Consider the following 12393-nt stretch of genomic DNA (forward strand, 5'->3'; position numbering starts at 1 on the left):
GCTGGATGCAAGTGGGCCCTTGACCTGACACGCAAGGCATATATACGTTCCGTATACCTCGTTCTCCTGGAGGCGACATGCCTGAAGAACTGCTCCCCCGCCCCTCGGATGTGGGCGTGAATCCGCCACCCCCGCAACGTCGACAGATCGCCAACGCCTTCGCGGCCAGCCTGTCGGGCACTGCGCTGGAATGGTATGATTTCGGGATTTACTCCGCGTCGGCCGCGCTTGTCTTCCCTGTTCTGTTCTTCCCCGACTCCAGTTCCGCAGCCGCAGAGCTGTTCGCGTTCTCCACCTATGCCGTCGGCTACATCTCGCGCCCGTTGGGAGCGTTCGCACTCGGGCGGCTCGGTGATGTCATCGGACGCAAACAGGTCATCGTCCTGACACTGCTGTTGATCGGCGCGGCCACGTTCGTCATCGGCTTGCTGCCCACGTACGGCACGATCGGCATCGCCGCGCCGATCCTGCTGGTGTCGCTGCGATTCGCGCAGGGAGTGGGGGTCGGCGGAGAGCTGGGCGTGGCTCCGCTGTTGTCCAGCGAGTTCGGCGCCCCGGAACGGAGGGGGCTCTGGTGTTGTGCGCCGCAAATCGGTCCGCCGGCCGGGAATCTGCTGGCGAACGGGATGCTGGCCCTTCTCACGGTGTCGATGTCACACGACGCCTTCCTCTCGTGGGGCTGGCGAGTCGGGTTCCTGACGTCTGCGGTCTTGGTCGGGGTCGGGCTGCTGATCAGGCTCCGGCTCGAGGAGACGCCGGTGTTCCGCGCCATCCGCGACAAGGGGGAGAGCCCGACCGCTCCCGTCCGTGAGGTCTTCTCCACCGAGCGGCGTGGCCTCATCGCCGCGTCGTGTGCCCGGGTGGGACCGGACGTCACTTACGCCCTGTTCGTTGTATTCAGCCTCGTCTACGGCACGAAGGAAGCCGGTTTTACGTCACAGCAAGTGCTGATTGCGGTACTGATCGGCTCAGCCACGCAACTCGTGCTCATCCCGCTCGCTGCGGCACTGTCCGACCGCGTCAACCGCCGCCGGATGTACGCGGTGGCCGCGGCAATTGCGGCCATCTGGCCGTTTGTGTTTCTGCCGGCCGTTCTGAACGGTTCATTCGTAGTCCTCGTCGGCGGGATCGTGGTCGGGTTGGGACTGCATTCATTCATGTACGGACCGCAGGGCGCCTTCATCACCGAGCAGTTCTCACCCCGCCTTCGCGCGAGCGGCAGTTCGCTGGCCTTCGCGATCGGCAGTACGTTCGGCGGCGCCATGGCCCCGCTGGTGTTCACGGCCCTGTTGAGCTGGCAGGGAACGTGGCCACTCCTCGCCGTATACAGCGCTCTCGCCTGCGCAGTCACGATCGCCGGGACTCTCTGGCCAGGTCGCGACTACGACGCGGAGGAGGAGCGCCAGTTCGCCGAGAGTCTGCTCTGAGAAGCATTCCGCTTGCCGGTCGAGAGGCTTGGTCGGTCGAGCACGATTCCCGTACGGGTGATGCGTAGTCGGGACATAACGGCAGGGCTTCCTGGTGGCTCGGGATGAGGATCCCATCAGAGCGGCACCAGGAGGCCCCGCATCGGCAGCACCTACTGCTCGGAGGCCATGGCAGTCAGCCCCTGCCGGTGATATGGACCGGGTAGTGAGCCGGTCGGCAAGAATGATGGGGCATCAGATGTCGCCCATTTGCCGTCGCAGGTGTCGACATGGGAACAGAGACTGGTCTGGCCGCCCGTCCGCGGACACGTGAACAGCGGGCGAGCCGGCTTCCCGGGACGGTGGGGAATCAACTCGCCCCATGGCGCCCCAGATGGTCTTGACATGGGCCGGTCGGCGGGGCCGCGGTATGAGCGCGGCCAGGGTGGAAGCCAGCAGCGTGAATGCTCCGGTGGTCAGGAACGCGGCGCGGGCGCCGGGGACGAACTGGCCGGGTATGGACCCGGCGGCGTAGGCCGAGACGATGACGGCGAGTCCGATGGCGCCGCCCAACTGCTGTGGACTGCCTGGAGCAGGCCGGAGGCCGATCCAGCATGCTCCGGCACGACCCCGCCCATCACCAGGGAGGCGGCCGGCATGAAGGTCAGTCCGGCCGAGACGCCGTTGATCGGCGGTGGGCCGAGGTCCGCGGTGACGTAACTGCTGGTCGTGTCGACATCGCTGACCCAGACGTAGCTGGTGGTCAGGCCGAGGGTGCCGGTGATGAACAGCGGTGCTTGTCCCAAGCGGGCCACCAGCTTCGGGGCGACGCGTGCCATGGCGAAGATGCCGAGGGTCATCGGCAGGAACGCGGCCACGGCTGCGAGGGGGCCGAAGTGCAGCGCCCCCTGGACGTGTCGAAGCGGCCGGGTTGCGCGGGGTTTCGGTGACGAACCGCGGCGCGAGGGGGAGCACCGCGATGCCGAGCAGGGCGAGCACGCCGGGCGCGGCGAGTGCCGCGCCGATGCCCTGGGCCGCGCGGGCCGCGATGAGCAGTGCGGGGTTTGGGCGAAGCCGCCGAGCAGTGAGGACGCGGTGAAGACGGCCAGGCCGAGGAGGAAGGCACGTCGGACATAGGTGTCTCCGGGCCGGCCGCCCAACAGCATCAGGCCGCCGAAGGCGACGGTATAGGCGTTGACGATCCAGGACAGGGAGGCTGTTCCGGAGTGGCTTGGCAGGGTGTTCCCGGCCGGTGCCGACGACGGGACCCGAGCGAGCTGGGCCATGAGCCGGGTGTGCTCAGTCCCCCGGGAGAGCGAGAGGGCGCAGCTTGACGGGGAATGGGGCGACCGTGTTGCTCTGCAGTAGCCGTACCAGCCGGTCCTGTGTGGCGCCTGCGTGCTCCGGCAGCACCTCGGTGAGCGTCTCGCGGTCCTTGTCGCGCACCGCTTCGATGATGCGGTCATGCTGCCGGAGATTGAGCTCGAACTGCTCGTCCTGCTGCTCGGGCAGCGCCGACTCGAGTGTGTAGAGGTAGACGAGCAGCCGACGCACATGGCGGTGGGTCGACTGGGCGAAGCCGTGGAAGAAGCTGTTGCCGATCGACTGGTTCATGCGCATATGGAACTGCTCGTTCAGCGCCGTGATGTTGAGATACCTGCGGTTGTCGACCTCCACGCGATACCGCGTCTGAATGCGTTCCAGGTCGTCGGCCAGCGTCTCGTCGTCGAGCCTGCACAACTGGGCGAGGTTGTTCTCCACCAGTTGGTGAGCCACCACGATCTCACCGATCTCCGCCAGGTCGAGCTTGCGGACGAACGTGCCACCCCGGTTGGGCACGATGTTCACAAAGCCCTCCGCGGCCAGCTGGTTGATGGCCTCTCGCGCCGGGGTCCGGCCCAACTGGAACTCCTTGAGCAGCAGCGGCTCGTCGATCCGGCTGCCCGGCGGGATCGTCAGGTCGATGATGCGGGAGCGAATCTTCTCCACGGCGGCCCCGGTCTGGGAGACCTTTTTCGGGGAGGCCGGGGTCCGGCCCATTCCGGCGTTCGTCTCCACCGCCGGGGCACTGGGCTCAGTTGGTCCGGTCTTCGACATGGCAGCCGCCGCTTTCCGGCTTTCCGGCATTCATCACTCTCCTGCGAACGGGAACGACGGGTGAAGCATCATCCGGACGTTCCGCTGTGGTCCACGGCGCCGGCCCGGAAGGGAAGGCCGTTACGTACCCCTTGGCCGCCCAGACGCCACCGATGGTAACCGGCGTCCGCCTCCGGGCGCGGGGGTGGGGGCGGCATCCCATGGGTCCGCTACCTCGGTAACGCCCCCGTTTCACATGCTCAGACCCGTGTGAGAACCCTGGACGCGCCACCGATACGCCAAGTATACGTTAAGTATCCATTCGGAAGGCGGAATCATTCATGCCGAGTACACCCGACAATGATCTGTCACGATCGCGACCGGCCGTGACCGCGGCCGGGGCGGCGGCCGCACCGGCCACCCGCCATACGTCGACGGGGCCGGAGGACGATTCCGGGCTGGCGCGAGGACTCAGTCCGCGGCACATGCAGATGATGTCCATCGGCATGGCCATCGGTGTGGGGCTGTTCCTCGGCTCCGGACGGGGCATCCACATCGCGGGTCCGGCACTGCTCGTCGCCTACGCCCTCGCGGGGGTGGTCGTGTACTGCCTCATGCGCGGCCTGGGGGAGATGGCCGTCCATTCGCCGCACGCCGGATCGTTCAGCGAGTACGCCCGTGTCCATGTGAGCCCTTTCGCCGGGTTCGTCACCGGCTGGACGTACTGGCTGCAGTGCATCGTGGGCCCGATGGCAGAGCTCACGGCGAGCGGTGTCTACATGCACTACTGGTATCCGGACCTTCCGCAGTGGGTGCCCGCGCTCATCGGCCTGGTCCTGCTGTTCGGTGTGCATTGGGTCTCGGTCCGGATGTTCGGGGAGTCCGAGTTCTGGTTCGCCCTGATCAAGATCATCGCCATCGTGGGACTGATCCTTTTCGGGGCCGTCATCATCGTCACCGGTGTGACCGCGCTCGGCCATGGCGCGAGCCTGAGCAACCTCTGGAGATTCGGCGGCTTCTTCCCGAGCGGTGGGCACGGCTTCTTCCTCACCCTGCAGATCGCCGTCTTCGCGTTCATCGGGGTGGAGATGCTCGGCATCACAGCGGGGGAGGCGGCACACCCGGAGCGGACGATCCCCAAGGCGGTGGGCAACGTCATCTGGCGCATCATCGTCTTCTACATCGGGGCGCTGTTCGTCCTCATGGTCGTCCAGCCGTGGACGCGGTACACCGCTGACGTGAGCCCGTTCGTCTCGGTGTTCTCGAAAGCGGGGCTGGCCGGCGCTGCGGGGATCATGAACTTCGTCGTCCTGACCTCGGCTCTTTCCTCATGTAACGCGAATATGTTCTCGGCCAGTCGGCTGCTCTACGGCCTGGCATCCGCGGGTTCGGCGCCGCGAGCGCTCCACCACACGACACGGCGCCGGGTGCCGGGGCGGGCACTGACGGTCACCTCGCTCGCCGTCGGCGTCGGGGTGCTCTTCAACTATCTGGCGCCCGCTCATGCCTTCATCACGCTGACCAGTGTCGTCAGCGCCTCCGGGCTGTGGACGTGGAGCATGATCGCCATTTCCCATATGCGGTTCCGCCGTCGGCTGGCGCTGGAGGGCGCACCCTTGCCGGCGTTCAGGCTGCCCGGCGCTCCCTGGACGAACGTCTTCGTGGTCGCGATGGTGGTCATCGTCCTGGTGAGCCTGGCATTCGAGGGTGACACACGAGCGGGTCTGTACACCGGTGCGGTCTGGTTCGCCCTCCTCACCATCGTCTACGTCGTCCGCCAGCGGGTCGCGCGGGTGCGGTGAGGGCGGTGTCGCCGGCCGGGGCGCGGTCCGGCCGGCGACACCGGCACGGTGACGGGGACCGCCAGCAGGGCGATCACCAGGGCGGGAAGGGCGTCCTCCATCCGCTGGTCGACCTGTTCGCCCGGTGCATCCCGGACGGCCGCCGGACGAGGGATCGCCGCGCGTGCCCATGGCGCCGGTGCCAGGGCCTGCCGACCTCACCCAAGGTCATCTCCAGGCAGGCATCGCCGGTACACACCGCCACGGGGCGAGAGGCATCGGCCAGTTAGGCCGCTTCCCAGTGTCCGGCGTCGCGGTCGCCGTGGCCGGCGTGGCCACTAAGGCCCGTCTTGCACGGCATTGCCTTTAGGGACCGTTTCCTGAGCGACGTCGAGTGGGCCGAGGTTTCGCGGCCGCCATGGCGCCACGGGCATCGCCCCACGCCAGAGTCCGCCAGGCAGCCATTTGTCCGTGTCGACCAGGTGTCGCCCCGAGTACCTCACGGACGCCGAACACAAGCTCCTGACCCGCCTGTGCGAACGCCGGCCCGCTCTCGGCTCGACATGTGCCCGCCGCCTGGCCGCGCTCCTGCGCCACCGCCGCAACGAACACCTCGCCCTCGAGGTCTGGCTTGCCGAAGTCCGGCTCGACAGCCCACGGGGACCGCGGACCCTCGGTCGTGGTCGCCGCTCGGCGACCTGGAGATAGTGCCGCGCACCGACCGGCGGTGGGACGAACAGCCTCCGTGATCCGGCGCAGCGGGCTCAGGACGGCTCGCAGGCCGCCAGGTGGTCGGGGTGACCGTGCCGGCCGAGGTATCCCTCCCCGACCGTGCTGGACGCGCCCGGCGGCAGCGTGGAGCACGGGCCGGTCGCGCCGTCCTGGTAGACGACCATCACACCCACGGTGTCCGCGCAGTTGTTGGCGGCATCGGTGTATCGCCAGCTCTCGTACATCGCCACGCAGGCCGGGGCCGGCCCGGATGTCCGGTCCCCGGCGGCGGCCGACGAGGACAGGCCGAACGGGAGAATCAATGCTGTGACGACTCCTGCAAACACTGCGCTCCATTTAATCCAACTATGCACTATTTACTCCTCGCCGCACTGGCCGGATGTATACATGTGATTGAAGACTTCGTCCTCAACATGCCGCGAAGCCTTCAGGAGTTGAAGGTTCCGGAGGGGTGAGCACGAGCGCAACCCGATGAGCCCTCTTTCGGACAGCCCGGCCCTTTCGGAACCGGCGCGAACGGGGCCCCTGGGGCATCTGAGAGGCCAGATGACGCTTCAACACGCCGCGCAGTCGGGAGGCCGGGTTGTTACCGGGGGATTCGGCGACGAGTCGACTGCGTGCGAGGGGGTTGGCCTTCAGCGCGGCGGGCCGGTGCCAGTCCTTGAAGGCCTGGCGTACTGCGGCGTCGAATGGCGGCCGGGACAGGACGGCGACCTCGTCGACGCGGCCCGCAGTGGCGTACGTCGCAGCCGTCGCCGGGGCCGGAGTGTCCGCTGCCGGCGTGGCTCATGTCTGAGACCGGGCCCATGCCTCGAACCGGGCGTCGAGACTCAGCCGGCCGGCGCCGGTGATGAAGAGCACGAGCGCCCCCGTGGCGAAGAAGAGGGAGTTTTCGTGCGCCAGCCCCGGCTCAGCGCCCCCGATGAGGGGCTTGCCCAGGCTGGAGGTCAGCCACGTCGTCGTCATCAGGGCGGTCATGAGCACTGCCGAGAGCCGTGTGAGCAGACCGGCCACGACAGCCAGGCTGGTGCCGATCTCGCCCAGGATGCTGAGCCAACTCGCCACCTCCGGGAACGGGACCCCGAAGCCGCGGGAGAGCGCTATGCGATGCGCCGGGTCGCCGAGCCCTTGGAATCCATGGATGACAAGCAGTCCGCCTACGGCCAGACGCAGGATGAGCAGAGCCGTGTCGTCGAGTGTGTTCCGTGGTGTCAGAGGGGGCTTCCTGGGGTCCAGCATCAGCAGTGGATTCGGCATGGCTCCTCCTGGGACCGAGGGTTTTTGGCGATCCGGTGACATGTCGCCGGTGAACGGTTGGGGACCGGCGTGCCCCAACGCATCGGTTCCGCTCAGCGCGGCACTCGCCCGTCCCCCACGGAATCGATCGGCGGCGCGAGACTGCCCTCGTGGAGCGCGCGCAGCAGGGCCAGCAGGCTCTCCTCGTCGTTCGGGCTGATGCCGGGGGGCGATCCCTGGGCCAGTCGCCGCGCGATCGGTGCGAGGTCGTCAAGTCCGACTCCAAGCTGTCGCAGGCCGGATGGCGCGCCGAAGGCGCGGGCCAGGCGTAGGAGTTCCGTACACAGGTCCCCGCCGTCGGCTGACCGGGCCATCAGCTCGCGATGCGCGGCCGGCAGCCAGGGCTCCTGGTGGCGCAGGACGAACGGCAGAACCAAGGCGTGGGTGGCGGCGTGCGGGGCGTCGAACCTGCCGCCAAGCAGGTGGCACAGCCGGTGGTGCAGGCCGATGGTGGTCGAGTCCAGGCAGATGCCGCAGAGCCAGGCAGCGTACAGTGCCTCATCCCGGTCACGGTCATTCCAACCGCCGTCCAGGCCGCGCAGGGCACGGGTCATCACCGCGATCGCCTCACCGGCGGTGACGGCCACCAACGGCGAGGTGTCAGGGGCGTAGACGGCCTCGACGGCGTGTGCGACCGCGTTCAGGCCGCTGAGGCCACTCACCGACCGGGGAAGGCTGTCGGTGAGCTCGGAGTCGTAGACGACCACGCGCGCCAGAACCCGGGCGTCCCGGCCGGTGCGCTTCTCGCCTCCCTTCGTGATACCCCAGACGTCGGTCATCTCCGAGCCCGAGTAGGTCGTCGGCAGACACACGATAGGCAACCCGGTGCGCAGGGCGACCGCCTTGGCAAGACCGATGGCTGAGCCTCCTCCGACGGCGACCAGCGAGTCGGCACCCGACTCCTCGGCTGTGCGCACGTGCTCGTCGACCAGGTGCTCGGGCACGTGCATGCGCGCCCGGTCCGAGGTCGCAGCGGGGGCGAGGGCCTCGTCCGCGAGGCTCGCTGCGACACCCGCTGCTGCTGCCGCGGATCCCGGCGAGGACACGCACAGCGGAGCACGTACGCCGAGGGTCCGCAGCTCCTGCGCGGCCTCGTGGCGGCGTCCGCGGCCGAAGACGATCCGTGACGCATGGGACTGGTGGATGAAGCGTGTCGCTGTGCTCACGTGGACCTCCACGACGTGGCATCAGCGTCCGGGGCGAGGACCAGGTCCACCCGCAGCACCTCGGCGATCGACGGCACGGGCGGGCCACCGGGATCGACCACGAGGCCGGCGAGGTCGCCGTGGTCACCGTCGAGGGTCTGCCGTTGCCGGATAAGGCTCGGACGCACAGCGAAGACCGCGTCCGAGTCGAGGTGCGGGGAGTCCGCCAGGAAGATGTGCGTGGTCACCTCCCGACAGCCTGCGGCCGAGACCTGAAAGTGGATGTGGGCCGGCCTGTACACCGGCCGCGAGGCAGCGGCCAGCAGCTCGCCGACGGGCCCATCGCTGGGGATCGGGTACGGCGCCGGCACGACGGTCTCGAAGTAGAACCAGCCGGCGCTGTTCGTCGTGAACAGCCCGCGGCCACTGCCCGGCGGGACCACATCCGGGAGCTGCACGTCGTAGTAGCCCTCGCCGTCGGCCTGCCATACATCGATGGTGGCCGAGGGGACGGCCGCGCCGGTTGTGTCGCTCACGCGGCCATAGACCAGGAGACGCTCGCCGCCCGCGCCCGCGATTGACGAGCCCAGTTCGCGCTCGGGTGAGGTGGTCATGTGGAACGGTCCCAGCACGGTGCGCTCGGTGGCTCCTCCCCTCTCGCCGCGCGCCTCTGCAAGGACCTCGACCAGCATGCTCGCGCCGAGGACGTCGGAGAGGAGCACGAATTCCTGTCGGGTCTCCGAGCAAGTCCAGCCGGTGCGGGTCAGGAAGTCCACCCCGGCGTACCACTCCTCGATCGTGACGTCGTTCTCCCGCAGGAAGGCGTGCAGGTGCGCCGTGAACGACTGCAGCAGCATGCGGAGCCGGTCGTTGCCGGACCGGTTGAAGCTGGCCCGAACCTGCCGTTCGAGGTTATCCATTGCTGGCGAAGCCGCGACCGTCGTTGGGTTCACGTGGCTCTCCTTTCGATCGTCAGCGTCCACGCTCCGGCCCAAGTGATCAGCCCACCAGCGTTGGCGTCCGCTCAGCGGGATCCATCAGTGGCCTGGAAGCGGGCCCGGGCGGTGCGATGGTCATCGATCTCATAGAGAGGTGGTCTTGGTGCAGCAGCACAACGAACAGAGGGAAGCCGACGAGCGCAGCATCCGCGCGCTCATCAACGACTGGGTGGTCTGGCGCGACGCGGGCGACTGGTGCCGGTTCGCGACGCTCTGGTCGGACGACGGCACGATGAGCGCGACCTGGTTCCAGGGCTCGGCGCACGATTTCATTGAGGCGAGCCGCCGCGGGTGGGAGAAGGGGGTCCGCATCTGGCATCAGCTCCACGGGTGTTCCGTGGACCTCGCGGGGGAGCGCGCGATCGCGCAGACGAAGATGACGATCCTGCAGCGTGCGAGGGTGACCGGGGTCGAGGTCGATGTCACCTGTCACGGCCGTTTCTACGATTTCCTCCTGCGCGGTCGTGAGGGCTGGCGGCTGTGCCACCGCCAGCCCATCTACGAACGGGACCGGCTCGATCCCGTCAATCCGGCCGAGCGCCCCGCCTTGGACCGGGAGCGCCTGCTCGCCTGGCCCGAGGGGTACCGTCACCTCGCCTACATCCAGGCCGAGGCGGGTTACCGCGTCGTCGCCGACCTGCCCGGCCTGACCGGAGAGCCGGTAGAGCGGCTGTACGCGCGCGGGGATCTCTGGCTGGAGGGCGCGGCCCTGACCTTCGAGCCTCTGCCCATCTGACGGCGCCGACGGCCCGCTCTTCCTGAAAAGATTGGCTCATGGCGGGCAACAGTCGTGACAGCGGACGCAGCACTCTGGACCGGACGTTCACCCTGCTCGACGCATTCACATTGGCCAAGCCGTCGCTGCGTCTGACTGACCTCGTCGATCTGAGCGGTCTGCCGCGCTCGACCTGCCACCGCATCGCGATTGAACTCGTCGAGCTCGGAGTCCTTGAGCACACCGGCGACGGACGCTACGCCGTCGGCCTGCGGCTGTGGAGCCTGGCCAGCAGCTCGCCCCGCCACCAGGGGCTGCGGCGGGTCGCGGCACCTTTCATGGCCGATCTCTACGAGGCGACCCGGGAGAACGTGCAGTTGGCCGTCCCGGACGGTCTCGTCGCCCGGGTCGTCGAGAAGGTGTCGGGACCCGGGTCGGTCAGGAACGTCACGACCCCGGGCGGCCCGCTGTCGTTGCACTGCACCGGCGTCGGCAAGGTCATCCTGGCCTTCTCCGACCCCAGCCTGCTGAGCCAGGTGCTCGACGCCGGGCTGGAGCGGCACACGGCGTATACGCTCGTCGAGCCCGGTCGGCTGACCGCCAACATCGCGCAGGTGCGCCAGACATCACTGGGTTGGGCCATCGAAGAGCTGACCCTCGGAGCATGCTCAGTCGCCGCACCGCTCTTCGACGCTCAGGGCGAGCTGAAGGGCGCGCTGGGGATCGTGGCCCGTTCGTCGGCCAATCTGGAACGGGTCTCGAGCGCGGTCCGCATGGCGGCGCTCTCCGTGAGCCGGCTACTTGCCTCGCCAGCGGCTTTGCCGGACCAGCACCGTCACGGGCGTACATCCCACTGAGCGGACGCCGACGCTGGTCGTGCAGACGGGTCCGCTGCGACCGTCACGTCAGCCCAGCGAAGGAGGCTGACGATGTTGAAAGTCACATCCACCGATACCCCTCCCAACAGCTCAATGCCCGACGTGTGGCCCGCCATGCTCTGCTGGATCGCGGTCGCGCTCGACGGGTTCGACCTCGTGGTACTCGGCGCGGTGATCCCCACCCTGTCCAAGACGGGAGACCTCGGCTTCACCGACGCCTGGCTGACGACGGCCTCGACTCTGGGTCTCGTCGGCGTCGGTCTCGGGGCTGTGGCAACCGGCCCACTGACCGACCGCTGGGGCAGGCGCCGCACCCTGCTCGGCAGCATCGCACTCTTCTCAGCCGCGACTCTCGCCGGCGGCTTCGCCCCCACGATGACTGCCTTCATCATCCTGCGTTTCGTCGTCGGCATCGGACTGGGTGCATGTCTGCCGACCTCGCTGGCGTTCATCTCCGAACACGCCCGCGAGGGGAAGAACGCGACGGCGGTCACCATGGCCATGACCGGCAATCACGCCGGCGCCGTCCTGACCGCGCTGCTGGCACTTGTCCTCGTGCCCGAGCTTGGCTGGCGGTCGATGTTTGTGGTCGGCGGCCTTCTGGGCACCGCGCTGCTCCCGCTGCTGTGGGCCAAACTTCCGGAGTCCGAGACCTACCTCGCGGCCAGCCGGCAGCGAGAGACCTCGCCCGCGCCCGCACGGCGGAACCGAGCCGACGTTGTCCGGGGCGCGAACCTCGTCACCAGCCTCGCCCTGTGGGCGGCGTCGTTCATGGGACTGCTGCTGGTGTTCGGGCTGAACACCTGGCTGCCCCGGATCATGGGTCAGGCGGGCTACTCGATCCAAGCGGGCACCGCCCTCCTGCTGGTGCTCAACATCGGGGCCGTGATCGGCCTGATCGTGGCCGGCCGGGTCTCAGACCACACTGGGCAGCACAAGACCACGACGCTCGCGTGGTTCGCCACCGCGGCCGCGCTGCTCGCGCTACTGTCGATTCGGCTGCAGAGCCAAGTCCTGGTCTACTGCGCCGTGCTCGTCACCGGGATCTTCGTCTTCAGCGCCCAGGTCCTCGTATACGCCTGGACAACCCAGCTCCACCCCCCGGAGTTGCGGGCGACGGCCCTGGGCCTCACCGCCGGGATCGGTCGTCTCGGAGCCATCCTCGGCCCCTTCCTGCTCGGCACGCTGGTCACCGCCGGCATCGCCTACCCCTGGGGCTTCTACGCCCTGGCCTGCGCCGCAGCCATAGCGGCGCTCGCCCTCTCGCCGATCTCGGTCCACCGCAAGCCGACAGTCCACGACTGAACCGGCCCCGGGCTACAACCGAGTCCCCAGCCGGAACGCAATCGATGCCGGCGGTGGAGAC

Annotated in this window: 11 protein-coding genes; 5 read left to right on the plus strand and 6 right to left on the minus strand. The window is 68.4% G+C overall.

Going from position 1 to position 12393, the window contains the following annotated elements; all coding sequences use genetic code 11:
* Positions 1-77 precede the first annotated feature (77 nt).
* The gene (locus LIV37_RS40560) at positions 78-1427 is read left to right on the plus strand and encodes an MFS transporter (RefSeq protein ID WP_020872855.1); all 1350 of its coding nucleotides are present in this window, start codon (positions 78-80) and stop codon (positions 1425-1427) included.
* Between the two features lie 455 nt (positions 1428-1882).
* On the opposite strand, the gene LIV37_RS40565 is transcribed toward LIV37_RS40560, so the two are convergent.
* Both LIV37_RS40565 and LIV37_RS40570 read right to left on the minus strand, forming a co-directional pair.
* Positions 1883-2692 carry an MFS transporter gene (locus LIV37_RS40565; RefSeq protein WP_020872856.1) on the minus strand — a complete coding sequence of 270 codons (810 nt, stop codon included), beginning with the start codon at positions 2690-2692 and terminating at the stop codon, positions 1883-1885.
* A gap of 13 nt (positions 2693-2705) precedes the next feature.
* Positions 2706-3533 (minus strand): GntR family transcriptional regulator, encoded by an 828-nt coding sequence (locus LIV37_RS40570; RefSeq protein WP_254807147.1) that lies wholly within the window; start codon positions 3531-3533, stop codon positions 2706-2708.
* Between the two features lie 434 nt (positions 3534-3967).
* Between LIV37_RS40570 and LIV37_RS40575 the strand changes: the two genes are divergently transcribed.
* Positions 3968-5284, plus strand: a complete 1317-nt coding sequence (locus tag LIV37_RS40575; RefSeq protein WP_020872858.1) for an amino acid permease — start codon at positions 3968-3970, stop codon at positions 5282-5284.
* Between the two features lie 743 nt (positions 5285-6027).
* On the opposite strand, the gene LIV37_RS40580 is transcribed toward LIV37_RS40575, so the two are convergent.
* The 4 genes from LIV37_RS40580 to LIV37_RS40595 all read right to left on the minus strand — a co-directional run bounded on the left by LIV37_RS40580 (position 6028) and on the right by LIV37_RS40595 (position 9389).
* Complete coding sequence (locus tag LIV37_RS40580; RefSeq protein ID WP_020872859.1) at positions 6028-6297, minus strand: hypothetical protein; 270 nt, start codon at positions 6295-6297, stop codon at positions 6028-6030.
* A 484-nt stretch (positions 6298-6781) separates the two neighbouring features.
* Positions 6782-7252, minus strand: a complete 471-nt coding sequence (locus tag LIV37_RS40585; RefSeq protein WP_020872860.1) for a DoxX family protein — start codon at positions 7250-7252, stop codon at positions 6782-6784.
* Positions 7253-7344: 92 nt separating this feature from the next.
* Entirely contained in the window at positions 7345-8457 is a 1113-nt protein-coding gene (locus LIV37_RS40590; RefSeq protein ID WP_158634848.1) for a maleylacetate reductase, read from the minus strand.
* The gene (locus LIV37_RS40595) at positions 8454-9389 is read right to left on the minus strand and encodes a dioxygenase family protein (RefSeq protein ID WP_373920762.1); all 936 of its coding nucleotides are present in this window, start codon (positions 9387-9389) and stop codon (positions 8454-8456) included. The genes LIV37_RS40590 and LIV37_RS40595 overlap by 4 nt, the downstream gene beginning before the upstream one ends.
* Positions 9390-9537: 148 nt before the next feature.
* Here LIV37_RS40595 and LIV37_RS40600 point away from each other — a divergent pair, with 148 nt between their 5' ends.
* From LIV37_RS40600 to LIV37_RS40610, 3 genes are all read left to right on the plus strand, one after another.
* Positions 9538-10170, plus strand: coding sequence for a nuclear transport factor 2 family protein (locus LIV37_RS40600; RefSeq protein WP_121824992.1), 633 nt, complete (start codon positions 9538-9540; stop codon positions 10168-10170).
* Between the two features lie 38 nt (positions 10171-10208).
* The gene (locus LIV37_RS40605; protein WP_020872864.1) at positions 10209-11006 is read left to right on the plus strand and encodes an IclR family transcriptional regulator; all 798 of its coding nucleotides are present in this window, start codon (positions 10209-10211) and stop codon (positions 11004-11006) included.
* 72 nt (positions 11007-11078) lie between these two features.
* A complete protein-coding gene (locus tag LIV37_RS40610; RefSeq protein ID WP_121823921.1) occupies positions 11079-12332 on the plus strand; it encodes an MFS transporter in 1254 nt (417 codons plus the stop codon).
* Positions 12333-12393 lie beyond the last annotated feature (61 nt).

Source organism: Streptomyces rapamycinicus NRRL 5491, from assembly GCF_024298965.1.
Lineage (GTDB): Bacteria > Actinomycetota > Actinomycetes > Streptomycetales > Streptomycetaceae > Streptomyces > Streptomyces rapamycinicus.

Coding starts and splice junctions, on each gene's coding strand:
- LIV37_RS40575 (WP_020872858.1), top strand. CDS start 3,968: ATGCAGATGATGTCCATCGGCATGGCCATCGGTGTGGGGCTGTTCCTC.
- LIV37_RS40585 (WP_020872860.1), bottom strand. CDS start 7,252: ATGCCGAATCCACTGCTGATGCTGGACCCCAGGAAGCCCCCTCTGACA.
- LIV37_RS40565 (WP_020872856.1), bottom strand. CDS start 2,692: ATGGCCCAGCTCGCTCGGGTCCCGTCGTCGGCACCGGCCGGGAACACC.
- LIV37_RS40560 (WP_020872855.1), top strand. CDS start 78: ATGCCTGAAGAACTGCTCCCCCGCCCCTCGGATGTGGGCGTGAATCCG.
- LIV37_RS40570 (WP_254807147.1), bottom strand. CDS start 3,533: ATGCCGGAAAGCCGGAAAGCGGCGGCTGCCATGTCGAAGACCGGACCA.
- LIV37_RS40605 (WP_020872864.1), top strand. CDS start 10,209: ATGGCGGGCAACAGTCGTGACAGCGGACGCAGCACTCTGGACCGGACG.
- LIV37_RS40610 (WP_121823921.1), top strand. CDS start 11,079: ATGTTGAAAGTCACATCCACCGATACCCCTCCCAACAGCTCAATGCCC.